This window comes from Marinovum sp. E3 (assembly GCF_055755275.1).
In genome coordinates this window covers 1,367,737-1,384,907 of sequence record NZ_CM146908.1, presented here as the reverse complement: position 1 = coordinate 1,384,907, position 17,171 = coordinate 1,367,737, and the positions used below count along the sequence as shown (strand labels likewise).

Annotated in this window: 20 protein-coding genes; 3 read left to right on the top strand and 17 right to left on the bottom strand. The window is 67.3% G+C overall.

Features of this window, described 5'->3' with window-relative positions; all coding sequences use genetic code 11:
• The first annotated feature begins 2 nt into the window (after positions 1-2).
• From AC0J5K_RS06835 to AC0J5K_RS06825, 3 genes are read left to right on the top strand one after another with little or no spacing between them, the layout of a single operon-like run.
• Complete coding sequence (locus AC0J5K_RS06835) at positions 3-905, top strand: 2-dehydro-3-deoxygalactonokinase (RefSeq protein ID WP_274565087.1); 903 nt, start codon at positions 3-5, stop codon at positions 903-905.
• A complete protein-coding gene (locus AC0J5K_RS06830) occupies positions 902-1,510 on the top strand; it encodes a 2-dehydro-3-deoxy-6-phosphogalactonate aldolase (protein WP_074836649.1) in 609 nt (202 codons plus the stop codon). The genes AC0J5K_RS06835 and AC0J5K_RS06830 overlap by 4 nt, the downstream gene beginning before the upstream one ends.
• Positions 1,507-3,417: a beta-galactosidase gene (locus AC0J5K_RS06825; protein WP_074836648.1), complete on the top strand. Its 1,911-nt coding sequence runs from the start codon at positions 1,507-1,509 to the stop codon at positions 3,415-3,417. The genes AC0J5K_RS06830 and AC0J5K_RS06825 overlap by 4 nt, the downstream gene beginning before the upstream one ends.
• 22 nt (positions 3,418-3,439) lie before the next feature.
• Here the strand turns inward: AC0J5K_RS06825 and cysE are convergent, their stop codons facing one another.
• The 17 genes from cysE to AC0J5K_RS06740 form a co-directional block, all read right to left on the bottom strand.
• A complete protein-coding gene (gene cysE / locus AC0J5K_RS06820; protein ID WP_048532091.1) occupies positions 3,440-4,249 on the bottom strand; it encodes a serine O-acetyltransferase in 810 nt (269 codons plus the stop codon).
• Between the two features lie 155 nt (positions 4,250-4,404).
• Entirely contained in the window at positions 4,405-4,710 is a 306-nt protein-coding gene (locus tag AC0J5K_RS06815; protein WP_048532092.1) for a DUF7742 family protein, read from the bottom strand.
• A gap of 4 nt (positions 4,711-4,714) precedes the next feature.
• On the bottom strand, positions 4,715-8,710 hold the full coding sequence (locus tag AC0J5K_RS06810) for a baseplate multidomain protein megatron (RefSeq protein WP_274565093.1): 3,996 nt from the start codon (positions 8,708-8,710) through the stop codon (positions 4,715-4,717).
• Positions 8,710-9,153: an NlpC/P60 family protein gene (locus AC0J5K_RS06805; RefSeq protein WP_074836646.1), complete on the bottom strand. Its 444-nt coding sequence runs from the start codon at positions 9,151-9,153 to the stop codon at positions 8,710-8,712. The genes AC0J5K_RS06810 and AC0J5K_RS06805 overlap by 1 nt, the downstream gene beginning before the upstream one ends.
• The gene (locus AC0J5K_RS06800; protein ID WP_274565095.1) at positions 9,150-10,037 is read right to left on the bottom strand and encodes a DUF2163 domain-containing protein; all 888 of its coding nucleotides are present in this window, start codon (positions 10,035-10,037) and stop codon (positions 9,150-9,152) included. Before AC0J5K_RS06800 ends, AC0J5K_RS06805 begins: the two co-directional genes overlap by 4 nt.
• Positions 10,034-10,666: a DUF2460 domain-containing protein gene (locus AC0J5K_RS06795; RefSeq protein WP_274565097.1), complete on the bottom strand. Its 633-nt coding sequence runs from the start codon at positions 10,664-10,666 to the stop codon at positions 10,034-10,036. The genes AC0J5K_RS06800 and AC0J5K_RS06795 overlap by 4 nt, the downstream gene beginning before the upstream one ends.
• A gap of 16 nt (positions 10,667-10,682) precedes the next feature.
• Complete coding sequence (locus AC0J5K_RS06790) at positions 10,683-11,333, bottom strand: phage tail tape measure protein (RefSeq protein ID WP_274565099.1); 651 nt, start codon at positions 11,331-11,333, stop codon at positions 10,683-10,685.
• Positions 11,333-11,530 (bottom strand): rcc01693 family protein, encoded by a 198-nt coding sequence (locus tag AC0J5K_RS06785; protein ID WP_048532098.1) that lies wholly within the window; start codon positions 11,528-11,530, stop codon positions 11,333-11,335. The genes AC0J5K_RS06790 and AC0J5K_RS06785 overlap by 1 nt, the downstream gene beginning before the upstream one ends.
• A complete protein-coding gene (locus AC0J5K_RS06780) occupies positions 11,527-11,853 on the bottom strand; it encodes a gene transfer agent family protein (RefSeq protein WP_274565100.1) in 327 nt (108 codons plus the stop codon). Before AC0J5K_RS06780 ends, AC0J5K_RS06785 begins: the two co-directional genes overlap by 4 nt.
• Positions 11,854-11,856: 3 nt before the next feature.
• Positions 11,857-12,270, bottom strand: a complete 414-nt coding sequence (locus AC0J5K_RS06775; RefSeq protein ID WP_048532100.1) for a phage major tail protein, TP901-1 family — start codon at positions 12,268-12,270, stop codon at positions 11,857-11,859.
• A 23-nt stretch (positions 12,271-12,293) separates the two neighbouring features.
• Positions 12,294-12,704 (bottom strand): DUF3168 domain-containing protein, encoded by a 411-nt coding sequence (locus tag AC0J5K_RS06770; RefSeq protein WP_274565103.1) that lies wholly within the window; start codon positions 12,702-12,704, stop codon positions 12,294-12,296.
• Entirely contained in the window at positions 12,701-13,039 is a 339-nt protein-coding gene (locus tag AC0J5K_RS06765; RefSeq protein WP_274565105.1) for a head-tail adaptor protein, read from the bottom strand. The genes AC0J5K_RS06770 and AC0J5K_RS06765 overlap by 4 nt, the downstream gene beginning before the upstream one ends.
• Positions 13,036-13,641, bottom strand: a complete 606-nt coding sequence (locus AC0J5K_RS06760) for a head-tail connector protein (RefSeq protein ID WP_274565107.1) — start codon at positions 13,639-13,641, stop codon at positions 13,036-13,038. Before AC0J5K_RS06760 ends, AC0J5K_RS06765 begins: the two co-directional genes overlap by 4 nt.
• Positions 13,642-13,805: 164 nt before the next feature.
• The gene (locus AC0J5K_RS06755) at positions 13,806-14,984 is read right to left on the bottom strand and encodes a phage major capsid protein (RefSeq protein WP_274565109.1); all 1,179 of its coding nucleotides are present in this window, start codon (positions 14,982-14,984) and stop codon (positions 13,806-13,808) included.
• A 22-nt stretch (positions 14,985-15,006) separates the two neighbouring features.
• Positions 15,007-15,561: an HK97 family phage prohead protease gene (locus AC0J5K_RS06750; protein ID WP_274565110.1), complete on the bottom strand. Its 555-nt coding sequence runs from the start codon at positions 15,559-15,561 to the stop codon at positions 15,007-15,009.
• A 73-nt stretch (positions 15,562-15,634) separates the two neighbouring features.
• Positions 15,635-15,856, bottom strand: coding sequence for a GTA head formation protein, RCAP_rcc01685 family (locus AC0J5K_RS06745; RefSeq protein ID WP_048532105.1), 222 nt, complete (start codon positions 15,854-15,856; stop codon positions 15,635-15,637).
• Positions 15,849-17,027 (bottom strand): phage portal protein, encoded by a 1,179-nt coding sequence (locus AC0J5K_RS06740; RefSeq protein WP_274565113.1) that lies wholly within the window; start codon positions 17,025-17,027, stop codon positions 15,849-15,851. The genes AC0J5K_RS06745 and AC0J5K_RS06740 overlap by 8 nt, the downstream gene beginning before the upstream one ends.
• Positions 17,028-17,171: the final 144 nt, after the last annotated feature.

The window sequence follows — 17,171 nt, the reverse complement described above, 5'->3', positions numbered from 1 at the left end:
TTATGAATGAAATTGCGGATTGGATCGCGGTCGACTGGGGCACGTCGAACCTGAGGGCATGGCTGATGGGCAAGGACGGGGTGATCGGCATGGTCACCTCTGACAAGGGCATGGGCGCTCTGGAACGGGACGGCTTCGAGCCGGAACTGCTGCGGCTGGTGGGCGATTGCCTGCCCGAGCGCGGCACGGTGCCGGTGATCGCCTGCGGCATGGTGGGCGCGCGTCAGGGCTGGCACGAGGCGCCTTATGTCACCACCCCCTGCGCCGCGCCCGGCGTGGGTCAGGCCGTGACGCCGGAGGTCCGCGACCCGCGGCTCAAGGTCCGTATCCTGCCCGGCGTGTCGCAGGCCAGCCCGGCGGACGTGATGCGCGGCGAGGAAACCCAGATCGCCGGCTTTCTGGCCGCGCACCCGGAGTTCGACGGCGTGCTCTGCCTGCCCGGCACCCATACCAAATGGGTGCATATCAGCGCGCGCGAGATCGTCAGCTTCCGCACTTTCATGACCGGCGAGATTTTCGCCCTGCTTTCGGGCCAATCGGTGCTGCGCCATTCCGTAGCAGGCGACGGCTGGGATCAGGCGGCTTTCGACGAAGCGGTCACCGACGCCATGAGCGCGCCACAGAAATTCACCGCGCGGCTGTTTTCGCTGCGTGCCGGATCGCTGCTTGACGGCACCGAGGCTGCGACCTCGCGGGCGCGGCTCTCAGGGTTGTTGATGGGGCTCGAGATTGCCGGGGCAAAGGAATACTGGCTCGGCCGCGAGATCGTGCTGATCGGCGCGCCGAAACTCAACGCATTGTACAAGGCGGCGCTGGCGCCGCAGGGGGCCTCCGTCAGTGAAACAGACGGGGCCGAAATCGTATTGGCGGGCCTCAGGGCCGCCTATGAGGAGAGCATGACATGAGCCGCGAAATCATTGCCATTCTGCGAGGCGTGACGCCGGATGAGGTTCTGGAGATCGGCGAGACGCTGGTTGACGCCGGTATCGACCGGATCGAGGTGCCGCTGAATTCGCCCGAGCCGTTCAAGTCAATCGGCATCCTCGCCGAGGGGTTGAAAGGCCGCGCCACCATCGGCGCCGGCACCGTGCTGACCCCCGAGCAGGTGGACGAGCTCAAATCCGTCGGCGGCACGCTGGTGGTCTCGCCCGACTGCAACCCGGCCGTCATCGACCGCTCGAAGGAGCTGGGCATGCTGTCCTTTCCCGGCGTGGCCAGCCCGACCGAATGTTTCACCGCCCTGCGCCACGGCGCCGACGGGCTGAAGTTCTTCCCTGGCTTCCTGGTGGGCGCCAAGGGCCTCGCCGCGATCTCGGCAGTGCTGCCGAAAGGCACCAAAACCTATGCCGTCGGCGGTGCCGGGCCCGAGAATTTCGGAGAATGGTTCGACGCCGGGGTGACCGGTTTCGGCATCGGCTCGGCGCTTTACAAGCCCGGCATGACGGCGGGTGAGGTCGGTGAAAAGGCACGGGCCATCGTCGCCGCTTATGACGCCGGCCAACCGGCATGAAACGCACCCTCGGCACCTGCTATTACCCCGAGCATTGGCCGCGCGCGACCTGGGAAGAGGACGCGCGGCGCATGGCCGAGGCCGGGCTGACCTGGGTCCGGATCGGCGAATTTGCCTGGTCGCGGCTCGAGCCGCAACCGGGGCAGTATGACTTTGGCTGGCTCGATGACGCCATCGACGTGCTGGGAACCGCCGGGCTGAAGGTCGTGCTGGGCACCCCCACCGCCACCCCGCCGCGCTGGATGGTCGACCGTCACCCCGACATGCTGGCCGTGGATGCCGAGGGCCGGCCCCGCAAGTTCGGCTCGCGGCGGCATTATTGCTTTTCCCACCGGGGTTACCGCGAGGAATGCGCGGTGATCACCGGCAAGCTGGCCGAACGTTATGGCCGCAATCCCCATGTCGCCGCCTGGCAGACCGACAACGAATACGCCTGCCACGATACCGTGCTCTCCTATTCCGAAGCCGCGCGGCAGGGCTTTCGCGGCTGGCTCCGGGCGCAATATCCCGGAAAGGGCAACGACGGCGATATCGACGCGCTGAACCGGGCTTGGGGCAATGTCTTCTGGTCGATGGAATATGACAGCTTCGATCAGATCGACCTGCCCAACCTCACGGTGACCGAGCCGAACCCGAGCCATGTGCTCGATTTCCGCCGCTTCGCCTCGGATGAGGTGGTCAGCTTCAACCGCCTCCAGGTCGAAATCATCCGCCGCCATTCCGACGCGCCGATTTCCCATAACTACATGGGAAAGATTACGGATTTCGATCACTACAAGGTCGGCGACGATCTCGATATCGCTGCCTGGGACAGCTATCCTCTGGGCTTTCTCGAAGATCGGCTGACCGCCACCGAGGCCCACCGCCGGACATATGCGCGCCAGGGCGACCCGGATTTCCAGGCCTTTCACCACGATCTCTACCGCGCCGTGGGACGTGGCCGGATGTGGGTGATGGAACAGCAGCCCGGCCCGGTGAACTGGGCGCCCTACAACCCCGCCCCCCTGCCCGGCATGGTCCGGATCTGGACCTGGGAGGCCTTTGCCCATGGCGCCGAGGCGGTCTGTTATTTCCGCTGGCGGCAGGCGCCTATGGCGCAGGAACTGATGCACGCCGGCATGTTGCGGCCCGACAGCGCCGACGCTCCGGCGATCGTCGAGGCGCGCGAAGTGGCGGCAGAGCTGGCCGATGCGCCCGATGTTGCCAGGGCGCAGGCGCCCGTGGCGCTGCTGTTTGACTACGAGGCCGATTGGACCTGGCAGATCCAGCCGCATGGCCGGGGGCTGAGCTATTTCGATCTGGTGTTCGAGACCTATCGCGGGCTGCGCAAGCTCGGCCTGTCGGTCGACATCCTGCGACCCGGTGGCGATCTCTCGGGCTATCGCCTGATCGTGGCGCCGGGGGCAATGTACCTGCCCGAGACGGTGAAGACCGCCCTGGCCGAGAGCGGCGCCGTGGTGCTGCTCGGTCCGCGCAGCGGCGCCCGCACCGAGAACATGGCCATCCCGGTGCCGCTGCCGCCGGCGATGCCGGGGCTCGATGCGCTGGTGTCCCGGGTCGAAAGCCTGCGGCCCGACATGCCGGTGGCGCTGAAGACCACCGGCGCGGTGACGCTGTATCGCGAATTTGTCGAAGGCTCGGCCGAAGTCATCGAGGAAAGCGTCGATGGCGCGCCGGTGCTGATCGCCCAGGGCCCGCTGGCCTATGTCAGCGGCTGGCTGGATGCGGCGGCGCTGGCCCGGGTGCTGAACTGGGCCTGCGACAAAGCCGGGCTGGAGACCTGCGAGATGCCCGAAGGCGTGCGCCGGCGCGAGACCGGAGCGGAATGCTTCTGGTTCAACTACAGCGAAAGCGCCGCCGAAGTGGCCGGGCAAACTCTGCCGCCGATCTCGGTAACACGTGTGTAATCAAGAGTTTCCGGGGCGGTCTTCACGCCCCGGATTTGAGGATCTGATCCATCGACATCGACGGCTGATCACAGCCCGCCTCGCCCACGATCCGGGCCGGCACGCCGGCAACGGTCTTGCAGGGCGGCACTTCCGAGAGCACCACCGACCCGGCGGCGATGCGCGAGCAATTGCCGATGCGGATATTGCCCAGCACCTTGGCCCCGGCGCCAATCAGCACGCCATCGCCGATCTTGGGATGGCGGTCCTGCTCTTCCTTGCCGGTACCGCCAAGGGTCACCGAATGCAGCATCGAGACATTGTCGCCCACCACCGCCGTCTCGCCGATGACAATCGAATGGGCGTGGTCGATCATGATGCCCTTGCCGATGCGCGCGGCCGGATGGATGTCGATGCCAAAGACCTCCGACACCCGCATCTGGATGAAATAAGACATGTCGCGGCGGCCCTGATGCCAGAGCCAGTGACCGATGCGGTAGGATTGGATCGCCTGAAATCCCTTGAAGAACAGCAGAGGCTGCAAGAACCTGTGGCAGGCCGGATCGCGGTCATAAACGGCGGAGATATCGGCCCGCGCCGACTGCCCGATCGCAGGATCGGCGGCATAGGCCTCGTCGCAGATCTCGCGCAGGATTTGCTCTGACATCTCGCCCGAGGCCAGTTTGAGCGAAATCCGATAGCTCAGAGCCCGTTCGAGCGAAGGATGGTGCAGCACGCTTTGGTGGATCAACCCGCCGAGCAGCGGCTCATCGCCCACCGCGGCCTCTGCCTCGTCGAGGATCCGCGCCCAGATCGGGTCGACCTCTGCAATATGCGTCTGTGTCCGGGCCATGGCATCCTCGTCTCCGGTGTCCGTGCCCTGTGATATAACACGCCTGCGGCCGAGGCCAAACGCAAACCTGTGATAAGGTGTATTCCGGCCGGTGAACGCCGGCAAGAAAGCCAGCGCCGCCAAGGCGATACCCCGATCGCGCTGCGCGACCTGCGTTATGTCCGCGCAGCGGGACGCCGTACCGCCCGCCACTCCAGCAGCATGCGAAACACCGTCTCGAGGCAGCGGCAATAGCGCTCTTCGCCCAGCGCAGGCTCGGCCGCCAACGGCCGCGCCCGGGCGGCGGCCATCAACGTGCCGTTGCCCCAGAGCCGATGCGGCCGCCCGAGGCGCTTGGCATAGCGGTCGGCGAAATCCGCCTCTTCGATCATCCGGCGGCAGAGCCCGTCGCGCGCCTCTGCCGGCACCATCAGCAGCGCCCGGGCCGCCGCCGTCACATCGCCATGCAGAACCGGCCGCATCGCCTCAGCCCGCCCAGCGCGCGAAAAGGCCCGGGCCGTAGATATCCGACACCTGCGCCACCTCGACCGCCAGCCCCGTGCCGGCCCCGTCCTGCGCCTGCATCGCCGCACCATAGGTAAAGCCCGGCGTGTCCACCATCGCCTCGCGCAACACACCGCTCTGGTCCAGCACCCGCACCAGATAGCTCTCGCGCGCTTCGGCCAGGGGCACATCGGCCAGGTCCCAGCTATCGCCATCCACCCGTGTGCGACGGATCCAGCTCAGTTCAAGATCGCCGCCGGCCCAGCGTCCCCGCAGATGTGCCGGGCTATAGGGCCGCAGGCCATTGCCGTCAAAAGCGTGTTCCTCATGGGTGTAAGACGGATCGCCCACCGGGCGCCGCGCCGGCCCGACCCGGTAGTGCCGCGCCACCCGGCGTTGCGACGAGGCCAGGCTGATCTGTTGCGGTGCGCCGTCAAGCAGCACCACATATGACCCCGTGGGCCAGGTCTGCGGCATCAGCGCATCGGTGCCGAGCTGCCCGCGCAGCCGGTGGCTCAGCACCCAGGTGTCGGTGTCGATGAGCCGGGCATCGCGAAACTGGAACAGTTCCCAGCCGTCGGGCGTGCCATCGCCAATGGCGCAGAGATTGGCGCCGGAGAGAAGCTGCGCCTCGGTGACGGAAGAGAACATCCCGCTGGTCAGTCGCACCTGAAGCCCCGCCCCGCGGTCGATCAGCCCCGCCGCCGCCGCGGTCATCGCGGTCTCGGTCACGCCAAAGGTGGCCCGGGCAGCAAAGGTGTCGGACAGCGCGTAATCGGCATCCTGCGCCGAAGCATAGAGCGCCACGGTGCCCGGCCAGGGCTTGGCCACCAGCGCCAGATGCGGCGCATGCGGCACCTCGTCGCCGGACATCAGCGGCAGGTCCATGAACAGCGGCAGCACCGGCACCGGGGCCACAAAGGGCGTGACCGTTCCCGGATCCTCCGGCACATCCACCGGGTCGTAAACCTCGGGCTCGATCCGCACCGCCTCGATGATCTGTTCGCGACCGGTCTCCATCCGGTCGACGCGATAGAGCGCACGGCCCGCCTCCTCGGGCAACGAGACAATATCGCCCGGCCCGATATCGAGCCGCGAGGGCGGTAGCGCAAAACGCGCCTGTTCGCGCGCCACCCGCGCCTCGGCCAGCCAACGCTCGACCGTCTGCCGCCCCTCGGCGCGGGTCATTACCAGCGGCATCTCGCTGCGCGAGACCGCATGGGTCGCGTCGTCCGGCAGCACCGCCTCTTCTGCAATGGTCTCGTAATCGCCGTCCGAGCGGATGAACTCGAGCCGCACCCGCCCCGCCATCTCGGCCTCCGAGGCGCGGCTCTGCATTAGGATGCCGTCGAGATCGGGGCTTTCGGCGAGCCGCGCGGCATCGATCACCTTGGCGGTCTGGCCGTCACGCATCCGGAAATGCAGCACCCCGTCGCGTTCCACTGCATCAAAGCCAAAGCGCAGCATCAGCGGCTGCAACAGCCGCCGCATGTCGCCACTGTCGGCCGCGGTATAGCCCCGCACGAAGCCATGAAGGTGCGAGACGTCATACGCCAGCACCCCGGCCTCTTCGCAGATCTCCGCCACCAGCCGGGCCAGCGACAGCCCCGAGACCCGCCCGTTGAGCCAATGCCCCTGCACGTAGTTGCCGCTGTCGCTCCAGAGCGTCTCATTGCCGGGAAAGGCCGGAAAGGGCCGCGCGTCCCAGGCCCAGGCAAAGGCGCGGGCCATGTCGATCATGGTGCCGCCATATTCTTCGGAAATCGGGTTGTTGGCCGGATCGCCCCAGAATTCGGTGACCGCCCTCAGATATTGCCGCTGGATCAGTTCGTCCCGCCGGCCATTGGAAAACCGTGGCAGGCTGCTTTCGCTGGACTTCGGGTCGAGGAACTTGTTGGGCTGGTTGCTGCCCTTGTCGACGGCGGCACAGCCGAATTCGGTGAACCACACCGGCTTGCTCTGTGGCACCCAGGCGGTTGAACCCGCCTGGCGCACGCCGCCGATGCGGTCATGGTGCTTGTGCTCCCACCAATTGCGGATGTCCTTGTAGCGAAACACCCAAGGCTCGTCATGGGCGCCATCGCTGATCGGTTCGCGGCGCTGCGCCGCACGCGCCTCGGGCGTGTCGTAATACCAGTCATAGCCTTCGCCGCCCGCGACATTGCCGCGCAGATAGTCGAGGTTGTAGATCGCGCCGAAAGCCGCATCGGCGTGGTCATCGCCGGCGCGCCAGTCCGAAAGCGGCATGTAATTGTCGATCCCCACGAAATCGATATTGGCATCGCTCCACAGCGGATCGAGATGGAAATAGACGTCGCCCGATCCGTCCTGCGGGTGATAGCCGAAATACTCCGACCAATCGGCGGCATAGCCGATCTTCACCCCCGGCCCGAGGATCTCGCGCACGTCTACCGCAAGCTGCACCATCGCCGCCACCGCCGGAAAACTGCCACCCGCGCCCCGGATCTGCGTCAGCCCGCGCATCTCGGATCCGATGCAGAAGGCATCCACCCCGCCAGCCGCCGCACAAAGCGCGGCATAGTGCAGGATGAAACGGCGATAACTCCATTCCTCGGGCCCGCTATAGGTGACCGTCTTGCCGATCACCTCATCCGTGCCGCCCAGCGCAGCGATCACCCCGCCCGAGGTCGCACTTTGTCCGTCGATGGCAAAATCCCCGACCTGCGCCGTACCAAAGAAGGTCGCAACCTCGGCCTCGGCCGCTGCCGTGCCATCCGGGCTGCCGGTCAGCCCCGGCGCGGCCGAGGTGGTGATCCGCCCGCGCCATGGCAGCACCGGCTGATCCGTCGCCGCGCCGTAGGGGTCGGGCAGACCGTTGCCCGCCATCTGCTCCATCAGGATGAACGGATAGAACATCACCGCCTGCCCGCGCGCCTGAAGCGCCCTGATCCCCTCGAGCACCGCGCCATCGGACGGGGTGCCACCATAGACCGGCGTGGCATCGCTCTCCTGCACCACGGTTTCTGCCGCGCTTCGCGCCAGCCCGCTGACCCGCCATTTGGCGCCGCGCCCGTCAAACTCGGTCTGCTCGACCTTGGGCCGCAGGCTGCACGTTCCGCAGCGCAGGTCATCGCCGAACCAGCTCACCACCAGCGAGGTTGCGCCCATGTCGGGGCATTCCGCGACCAGTTGGTCAAGCGAGGTGTCGAGATCGCTGCGCCCCGAGGGCGTGTTGACATTGGCCATCCGAGACTGGCCCGCGCCATAGCGATAGGCCACCGGCGTGGTGGCCAGGGCATATTCGCCGGTGCCGGGAATCAGCGCCACGCCGCGCAGGTTGTGCGGCACCTCTGCCGGCCCCTCGGGCGTGTCGGTCTGCACCGGCTTGGTCACCTCGAAGCTGAACTGCGGCACCCGGTTGCCAAAGGGCGAGAGGTCAAGCTCTTCCAGCACCACATAGGCGGTGCCGCGATAGGCCGGCACCGCGCCGCTGCCTTCGATCGCCTCGATCTTGGGATCGGGCAATTGATCGGCGCTGCCGGGATAGACCTTGAGGTTCAGATCCTCGGGCGAGATTTCCTCGCCATCGGCCCAGATCCGGCCAATCCCGGTGATCTCGCCCTCGCAGATCGCAATCGCCAGGCTGACCGAATAGGAATAGGTGGTTGTTGTCACCTCGGGCTGCGCGGGCGCGCCCTTGCCACCGCCGCCGCCACTGGTCTCGGTATCCACATGTTCGGTAAAGGCGCTGGCCCAGATCACATGCCCCGACATCCGCGTGCGGCCATAGCTGCGCGCCACCGGCGCGCCCTCACCGGCGCGATTGACCCGAAACCGGTCGATGCGGTTGCCCTCGACCACCACCTCCGATCCCTGCCCCATCAGCCGCTGGTCGATGGCGCGCCCGATCGAGGCGCCGACGAACCGGCCGACAGCGGTCATCGACAAGCCCAGGAACGTGCCGCCGACGGCGCTGCCAAGCGCGGCACCGGCGGCGGAAAGAACGATTGTCGCCATCAGGTCGTCTCCTCTGGAAAGGCAAATCGGGCCGCGATGCGCCGCGCCCAGGGGCCGCTCAACGGGCTCTCGATCACCCCGTGACCGCTGTAGGAATGGATGAAACTGGCCGCCGCACCGGTGCGCGCCTGAAGGCCTAGATGTTTGGCCACCGCTCCCTCACGCATACGAAACAACAGAACGTCGCCCGGCGCCTCGGCGGTGCGCGACTTGGCGCGCAGATGCCGGCGGGCGGCCTGCCACAGCCGCTCTTCGCCCTGCGGCTCGGACCAGTCGCGCGAATAGGCCGGGGCCGCTTCGGGCTCGGCTCCGATTACCTCGCGCCACACCCCGCGCAACAGCCCGAGACAGTCGCAGCCTGCCCCCCGGACCGACGCCTGGTGCAGATAGGGCGTGCCGATCCAACGCCGCGCCGCGGCCACCGCCCTCTCGCCGCCGCTCATCTCCGGCTCCCGCCGGATTTCGCCCCGGCCCGCGCCGGGTTGACGATCAGCCAGTCGTCCTCGGGCACATCCGGGAACCCCCGGAAATTCAGCAGATTGTTGAACTTGAATCGACAGGTTTCGAGCCGCTTGTCGCAGCCCGCCGTCAGCCGCACCAGATCGCCCGCAGCCATCTGCGCCCGAAGCGGTGCCCAAAGCTCGATCCTGCGCCCGGCCCCCTCCGTACTGTCGCGCTTGATCGGCCCCGAGAGCCCCTTGGCCGTGCCGGAAAGCACCTCCATCCGCCCGCGCTGAAACCACTCCGGTTCAAAACCATTGTCGGTAAACACCGCCACGCTCGAGGTCTCGTCGACCTCCTGAACCGCGCCTTGCCAGTGATAGCCGGGCGTCGTCAGGTCAAAGCCGCAGGCCCGATCCCCCAGCACGGCGGTGCAGGGCGACTGGTAGACCCGCCCGAACGGCCGGTTCAGCGCCTCCGCCAGCCCACGCAGCTCGGCCTCGAAGGCACCGTCCACCCGCCGCATCTCGCCGATGGTACCGCGAAACAGCATGTGCCGCTGGGCCACGTTCTTCCAGTTCACCAGCCAGGCTCGCACCGTTGCCCCATCATAGCGCCCGGCGAGGATATCCGCCTCGGTGATCGCCGCATCTGACAGCGCCCCCACCGCCTCGGAATTGTCGACCGAAAGCCCGGTGCCCTGCTGAAACGCCATGGCCGACAGCCCGGTATCGGCGCGAAAGCTCAGCCCCTCGAAATCCAGCGTGCGGTCATGATCGGTAAAGCCGAACGCCACGCCATCGGTGCGGTCGATCGCCCAGGCCCGGCACAGCGTCGTCAGACCGCTTTCCAGATGCGCTGCCAGCGCCTCGGAAAGCGCCCTCACAGCCGCACCTCCACCACCGGCACCGAGGGCACCTCGCCCGCCTGGAACGAGGCCACAGAGGTGGCAATCCGGTCGGTGTCAAAGCGCACCGGCACGTCAAATTCGAAGCCCGCGGTGATCTCCACGTCCTGCAAGGGCGGCGTGGCAAAGGTAACCAAGCCGCTGGACACGTCCACCTCGTAGTGCACGCCTTCCTGCAATTCGTCGCCCTGCACCCCCATCCGCACCGTGCCCTGCACCGGCTTGGTGATCCGCCGGGCGTATGCGGCAGCGCCGGATCGATAGGTCTTGATCAGCGGATAGGTGACCGAGGCGCCATCGCCCAGGGCAATCACCTGGTCGCGATAGGCGACCTCCTTGCTCGGCAGCGCCGATTTGTAATCCGACCAGTCCTTCCAGCGAAAGCCGTACATCTGGCCCTGACGCGCCTCGAAAAACCCGATCAGCCGCTCGATATCGTCAAGCGAGCGCAGCCCGACCCCTGCGTCATACCGCCGGCGCGATTGCGCCCAGGGCGTGTTGCGCTCTTCGAAGCCATTCGCCAGCGTGACGATATCGGTCCGCCGCTCCGGCCCGCCGACCGAGCCAAAGCTCAGGTTGGCGGGAAACCGTACCTCGTGAAATGCCATCGTCTCCCCTCCCCGGTTACCTGTTGCGCGTGCCGCGTGCGAGCACCCGGCTCATCTGCGCCGCGATCTGGCTCTGGCTGCGCTGGAAGCCCTGCGCATCCGGCGTCTGGATGTTCATCACCACGTTGATCGGGCCGGCGCCGCCCTGGGCCTGCACCCCGAGCTTGCCGTTCGCCCCCCGGGCCAGCGGCATGATCGCTTCCGGCCCGGCCTCGCCCATCAGCCCCATGCCGCCGCGTATCGGAAAGACCACCGGGCCGCTGACGATCCCGCCATTGGCAAAGGGCGTCACCCGCCCCTGACTGAAGGCACCGCCTTTCTCGAACGGCACAAGAGGCGTCAGCGCACCGCCCAGAAGCGCGCCGAAGTGATCGGTCACCGGTTTCACTGCCGCGTTAAAGGCGGCGTTGATCATCGACTTTCCGACGACCCCCAGCGCATCCGACAGGTTCATCCCATCGAGGATCACGCCGTCGATCGCCTTGCGCAGACCGCCCGAAAGTGTCGTGCCCAGCGAACGTGCCTGATCGCCTGTCGCGGCAAACGTCTGGTGTATCCGCTTGAGTTCGCTGTCGAACCCGGCCGCCAACGCGCCCGCCGAGCCCAGCGATTGCGCCAGTGCGTCGACCTGCATATCGAGATCGTCCAATCCGTCCAGTTCCGCCATCACTCCGTTCCTTTCTCATCGTCCGGGAAGGCCGCGATCAGCTGATCCAGCCGGTCCCGGGTCAGCGCGCCACCGCCGCCGCCCACACCCAGCATCAGCATCAACTCGGCCGGGGTCAGCGCCCAGAATGCCGCCGGTGTCAGCCCCAGCCCGCGCAGGCCCGCGGCCATCAGTTTGGGCCAGTTGATCCGGCTCACCTCTCCTGTGCCTCCGGCAGCATGAAGGCCCGCGCCAGAAGCTTGGCCGCCGCGCGCGCCGCGCCCATCGGCCCGCCGGCAATCTCGGCCCGCACCAGATCGCGCGGCCCGCCCTGCCAGCCGCCGCCCCGCAGCCCGGCCACGATCAGCGCCAGCACGTCGCGGCTTGAAAACCGCCCCGCCTCGAACCGCGCCACCAGGTCGACCAGCGATCCTTCGTCCAGCGCCTCTTCCAGCTCGGCCAAGGCGCCCAGTGTCAGCTTGAGCACCTGCGCCTCGCCATCGATCACCAGCGTGACCTCGCCCCGCCACGGATTGCCCATGGCTCAGAGCGCCACGAAGGTCAGCGCACCGGCCGAGGCAAGCGAAAGTTCATATGTGGCCTCGCCGTCATGGCTGCCGGCATATTCCAGGCTGGTCACCTGAAAGGGCCCTTCGACGGTGCCGAAATCCGGGATGATGACCTGAAAATTCGGCACCTCGCCGTCAAAGAAGATCTGCCGCGCGCGTTCGTCGGTGCTGTCGTCCTTGAAGATGCCGGCGCCCGAGATCGCCGCGCTTTTCACCCCGGCACCTCCCAGCAGCTCGCGCCAGCCCCCGGCGCTTTCCAGCGAGGTCACATCGACCGGTTCCGCATTGAAGCTGATCCGCGAGGCACGCAGGCCCACCATGGTTTCGAATTGCCCAGCGCCGCTGAGATCGACCTTGATCAAAAGGTCCTTGCCGTTTTGAGCCGCCATATCGCGTCCTCCGATAAAGAATGTCAGTTGTCTTCCACCCGGGCGCGAAAGATCATGTCGATCCGCCGCATGCCGTCGCTTCGGTCCAGCGTCGCCTTGGCCTGTCGGAACCAGAGGCCGACAAGACGCCCGCGGCTCAACGCCGGCGGCACAGCGTCCAGCGCATCGCTCACCGCCGCCGCCGCCTCCTTGGCCTGCTGAAAGCCCTGGGCGTCAGAGATCACCGAAATCCGCAGATCATGCGCCGCCCCCCGGCCGGTCATGTCCGACCGGTCGCGCGCCGTTTCGGCGCCCAGCGTCACATAGATCGCCGGCAGCGTCCCCGCCGGCACCGCATCATAGACCGCCGTCCCGACGATCGCGCCCAGCGCCGTATCGCCAGAGAGCTGGCTGTACACCGCCGCCTGCAAGGCGGCCGCCACCGCATAGCTCATGCCGCCACCTCCTCTTCGGCAAAACACGTGAGATACCGGGCATCGGCGCCCTTCTCTGCCACCGCCTCGATCCGCCAGCTCCGTGTTCCCTCGCGAAACCGCTGGCCTGCCACCGGCCGTTGCGAATCGCCCACCGGCGCGGCCCGCACCACGATGCGGTAGCCGGTCAGAGAGCTGGGCCCCGCCTCACCCCGGGCAAACCGTCCGCTGCGGGCGGTGATTTCCGCCCAGAGCGTGCCCTGCGGCAGCCACAGTCGGTCAAACCCGCCGGCGCCGTCCGGCACATCCTGCGGCGCCTCGAGCACCAGCGCCCGATTGATCCGCGGCGCGCTCATCCCAGCCCCCCTGCGACGAAACTTGCCCGCATCATCCGGTAGCGTTCGATCAGCGTGGTCACGCCAAACGGCATGCAGCCCTGCCCCAGCGCCGTCTCGTCGCGGTATTCGTAGTAATGCGCCGCCAGCAGCATCACCGCCTGCCCCAGATCGGCCGGAAGCCCGGCCCAGTCCGGCGCATATCCCGCGCTGAAGGCGACGGCCGCGCTGCCCCCTGCCGGGATCACCGGCAGACAGCTCCCGGTGGCGCGCAGCTGCGGCGCCTGGGCATCGGGGCGCAGCCGGTAATCGCCCGGGTCCACCACCTCCGCCGTGCCCGCCGCATCGGTGATCGTGACCGAACTCACCGCCGTCACCGGCGCCACCGGAAGGCGCTGGGCCGCCGTTTCTCGCCAGCGCTCCACCGTATAGGTGAACGGCCGCAGGATCAGCGCCTTGCCGGTGCGCGCCTCGATCGCCGCGATGGCCGCGCGCAGAAAGCTTGCCAGCACCGCATCCTGCACGCCTGCCCCGGCAAAGCCGCTGCCCAGCCGCAGATGCGCCTTGAATTCCTCGACCGGAAGCGCCGCCAGGGGCACATTGGTCTCTTCTACCAACATCATTTCGGTAACTCCGTCTTCGGCCCCCACGGCCCCATGCTTTCCCGCCGTCCGGTTTCAGGCGCGCGCCACCCACGTTGCTCGAACGGAGGGGAGCAGCCAGACAACGCCGGTCAACCGACGCGCGCCCGCCGAAGGGCCTCGCCCCCCGGCCTCACCGCCCCGGATTACGAGACGGCGAAGCGCAGCACCTTGATCGCGGCAAAGTCGCTCACGTCCCCGCCCACGCGTTTGGTGGCGTAGAACAGCACGTTCGGCTTGGCGCTGAAGGGGTCGCGCAGCACCCGCAGATCGGGGCGCTCGGCCACGGTATAGCCCGCCGCAAAATCACCAAAGGCGATGGAATCGGAGCCGCTGGCAATGTCCGGCATGTCCTCGGCGATCAGCACCGGATAGCCCAGCAGCCGCGCCGGCTCGCCCGCCGCAAGACCGTCCGACCACAGAAAGCGCCCGTCACCATCCTTGAGCTTGCGCACCTCGCCAGCGGTTTTCGAGTTCATCACGAAGGTGCCATTGGCGCGGTACTCCGCCCCCAGCCCATAAACCAGGTCGATGATCGCATCGCCATTGCCCAGCGCGCTGTCGAGACCGGTCGGCACATAGCCGATATTGCCCCAGGCCCAGATGTCATTGTCCACCACCGGATGGGTCAGAAAGCCTGTCGGCTTGTCGATGCCGTCACCGCTGACAAAGGCCGCCGCCTCGGCGCGGGCGAATTTCTCGGCGATGCGCCCGGCCAGCCAGCTCTCGATGTCAAAGGCAGCATCGTCCAACAGCCGCTGCGACGCCTTGGGCAGCGCCGAGAGCTCATGCAGCGGAATGGTGATCCGGTCGATGGTCGGCGTACCGGTCTCGGCGCTCACCGCGGTCTCGCTGGCCCAGCCGGCGCCCAGATCGGTGGTATCGACCAGCACGTCATAAGAGGTCGCTTCGACATTCACCACGCTGGCCACCGCCCGGATCGACGCGCCGGAATGCAGCACCGACTTGATGGTCTCCGACATTTGCGGATCGACCAGAAAGCCGCCATCAGAATTCACCGCGGTCGACATGCTCTTCTGGTCCAGCTCCAGCCCGCGCAGCCCGTCGTCATCACCCGAGCGCAGATAGGCGTCAAAGGCCTTCTGATGCGGTGCGTCGTAATCGGTCGCGGCAAGCGCCGGGCGGGCCGCAGCAAGGGTCTTGCGTTCAAACATGGTCATTTTCTCTTCCTGCTTCTGAACTCTGGTTTCGATCTCGGCCCGAAAGGCCTTCAACTCGGTGACAAAGCCGCCAACCGCTGTCTTCACCTCCTGCGCCGGGGACAAAGGATCCCCGCCCGCTGCCTCTGCATCGGTCATTTCCATCCGCTTCTCCTGTTGTCCCGCGCTAGCTGTTGCGCGCGATCTCCTGGCGCGCCGCCTCGAAAACCGCGGCCAATTCCCGCAAGGTGTCGTCCGGGCGCTCGCCCTTGGCCGCCACCCGCGCACTGGGCAGCATCGGAAAGGTCACCAGCGACACCTCCCAAAGCTCCAGTTCCTGCAAGAGCCTCTTGCCCTTGTTGGGACCCCTGTCCGATGTCACCGCTTTCCGGGTGCGATAGCCGATCGACAGCCCGTCGATCGCCCCCGCCGCCAAAAGCGCTGCCGCCTCGCGTCCCTTCGCAACCGTCTCCAGAATGCGCCCCTTGACGAAAAGCCCGCGCCCATCCTCGCGCACCTCGTCCCAGACGCCGATCGGCTGCGCCGGGTCATGCTGCCAGAGCATCCGCACCTGCCGCCGCTCCGCCGTCAGCCGCTTCAAAGAGGCCGCATAAGCCCCTTCGGCCACCACATCTCCGCCCTGATCGCAGGCCCCGAACAGGCTCGCATAGCCCTCGATCACCTGCCCGTCGGTCACGCTCAACCCGGTGTCGAACCGCGCAAATTTCGTCTCTAGATCCATATCCGTCTCCACATGTGCCGCCGTCGCAAGCCGCGCTCCGGTGGCCGGGCTTTCGTCCGGCGCCCCGCCTACCTCACTGCACCACCAACAGGCTCTGAAACGCCTGCCCGACAATCGCCGCCGCCACCCCGTAGACCGCCAGCCACAGCCGCCGTTCCAACCGCTCCAGCAGCGCCTCCATCCGGTCGAGCCGTTTGGTCATCGCCGCAAACTGCAACTCCGCCACCCGCTCATGTGCCTCCAGGCGCAGCGCCGGCGCGCAATCGAAAGCCTCGAACCCTGGACGCTCACCCATCCTCGGGCTCCGCCGGCAGCCCAAGCAGCCGCCGCTTTTCCGCATTGCTCAGGAACTCCGCGGTGCTCACCCGCGCCCATTGCGCCTCGCGCTCCGCCGCCAGGGCCGGCACCTGGTCGAGATCGGGCTTCAGCGCCACCGCCTCGCCGCCAAATTGCACCAGCCAGGCCGAAATCGCCGCCGTCACCCGCGCCGCCAGCGGCAGCACCGTCAGGCGATAAAACGCCCGGTGCGCCTCCTGGTAATTGGCATAGGTCGCCTCCCCCGGAATGCCGAGCAGCATCGGCGGGACACCATAAGCCAGCGCAATCTCGCGCGCCGCCGCATCCTTGGTCTTGTGAAACTCCATGTCTGCGGGCGAAAACCCCATCGGCTTCCAGTCCAGCCCGCCTTCCAGCAGCATCGGCCGCCCGGCATTGCGCGCGCCCTGATGGTTTGTCTCGATCTCATGGCTGAGCCGGTCGAACTGCTCGGCGCTCATCGTGCCGGAGCCATCGGCACCGCGATAGACAATCGCCCCCGAGGGCCGCGCGGCGTTGTCCAGCAACGCCTTCGACCACCGCGAGGCCGAATTATGCACATCCAGCGCCTGCGCTGCGGCCTGCATCGGCGCCATGCCGTAGTGGTCGTCCTGCGGATGAAAGCTCTTGATATGACAGATCGGCGAAACCGGCCCGCTCACGTCGAACCGATGCTTGCGCCCGCCCACGGCATAATCATAGGCCACCGGCCAGCCATCCCGCCCCGGCACCAGCGACACCCGGTCAGAGCGCAGCACATGCAGCTCCAGCGGCAGCCCGTCATCACCGGCCACGGCCTCGACATAGCCATTTCCCGACAGCAAGAGATGGCCGTAAAGCGTCTCGAGCAACTCCGCCCGCCCCTGCGCCGGGTTGGGCCGGGTGATCAGGTCCAGCAGCGGATGCACCTCATAACGCCGGTCGGCGTCCTGCAATACCAGCGGCAGGGCCGCCGCCGCCTCGGAAATCAGCTTCACCGCGCGAAAGCCTACCGGATTGCCGGCAAAACCCGCCTTGGTCAGCGACACCGTATCGCGCGGGCTCCAGGCCACCCGGCCCGCGCCCTGCCAGGCCACAACCCGCCCCGTGGCGCTGGCCTTGGTCTCGCCCGCGCTCTCCGCCTTGTTGTCCCGCCGCAGAAAATCAAACATCGCGTCCCGTGCTCCTTCATCGCCCTTCGGGCATGGCGCGGCCTGCTCCGGGGCCGCATCCGGCCCGGCTGGCATCGCCGTGTCGTCTTCGGAATTCAGCGCAGCCGCGCCATTTCATCTTGCCCCGCAAACGCCCGCCGGAGG

Coding starts and splice junctions, on each gene's coding strand:
- AC0J5K_RS06835 (WP_274565087.1), top strand. CDS start 3: ATGAATGAAATTGCGGATTGGATCGCGGTCGACTGGGGCACGTCGAAC.
- AC0J5K_RS06830 (WP_074836649.1), top strand. CDS start 902: ATGAGCCGCGAAATCATTGCCATTCTGCGAGGCGTGACGCCGGATGAG.
- AC0J5K_RS06825 (WP_074836648.1), top strand. CDS start 1,507: ATGAAACGCACCCTCGGCACCTGCTATTACCCCGAGCATTGGCCGCGC.
- cysE (WP_048532091.1), bottom strand. CDS start 4,249: ATGGCCCGGACACAGACGCATATTGCAGAGGTCGACCCGATCTGGGCG.
- AC0J5K_RS06815 (WP_048532092.1), bottom strand. CDS start 4,710: ATGCGGCCGGTTCTGCATGGCGATGTGACGGCGGCGGCCCGGGCGCTG.
- AC0J5K_RS06810 (WP_274565093.1), bottom strand. CDS start 8,710: ATGGCGACAATCGTTCTTTCCGCCGCCGGTGCCGCGCTTGGCAGCGCC.
- AC0J5K_RS06805 (WP_074836646.1), bottom strand. CDS start 9,153: ATGAGCGGCGGCGAGAGGGCGGTGGCCGCGGCGCGGCGTTGGATCGGC.
- AC0J5K_RS06795 (WP_274565097.1), bottom strand. CDS start 10,666: ATGGCATTTCACGAGGTACGGTTTCCCGCCAACCTGAGCTTTGGCTCG.
- AC0J5K_RS06790 (WP_274565099.1), bottom strand. CDS start 11,333: ATGGCGGAACTGGACGGATTGGACGATCTCGATATGCAGGTCGACGCA.
- AC0J5K_RS06780 (WP_274565100.1), bottom strand. CDS start 11,853: ATGGGCAATCCGTGGCGGGGCGAGGTCACGCTGGTGATCGATGGCGAG.
- AC0J5K_RS06775 (WP_048532100.1), bottom strand. CDS start 12,270: ATGGCGGCTCAAAACGGCAAGGACCTTTTGATCAAGGTCGATCTCAGC.
- AC0J5K_RS06770 (WP_274565103.1), bottom strand. CDS start 12,704: ATGAGCTATGCGGTGGCGGCCGCCTTGCAGGCGGCGGTGTACAGCCAG.
- AC0J5K_RS06765 (WP_274565105.1), bottom strand. CDS start 13,039: ATGAGCGCGCCGCGGATCAATCGGGCGCTGGTGCTCGAGGCGCCGCAG.
- AC0J5K_RS06760 (WP_274565107.1), bottom strand. CDS start 13,641: ATGATGTTGGTAGAAGAGACCAATGTGCCCCTGGCGGCGCTTCCGGTC.
- AC0J5K_RS06755 (WP_274565109.1), bottom strand. CDS start 14,984: ATGGAAATGACCGATGCAGAGGCAGCGGGCGGGGATCCTTTGTCCCCG.
- AC0J5K_RS06750 (WP_274565110.1), bottom strand. CDS start 15,561: ATGGATCTAGAGACGAAATTTGCGCGGTTCGACACCGGGTTGAGCGTG.
- AC0J5K_RS06745 (WP_048532105.1), bottom strand. CDS start 15,856: ATGGGTGAGCGTCCAGGGTTCGAGGCTTTCGATTGCGCGCCGGCGCTG.
- AC0J5K_RS06740 (WP_274565113.1), bottom strand. CDS start 17,027: ATGTTTGATTTTCTGCGGCGGGACAACAAGGCGGAGAGCGCGGGCGAG.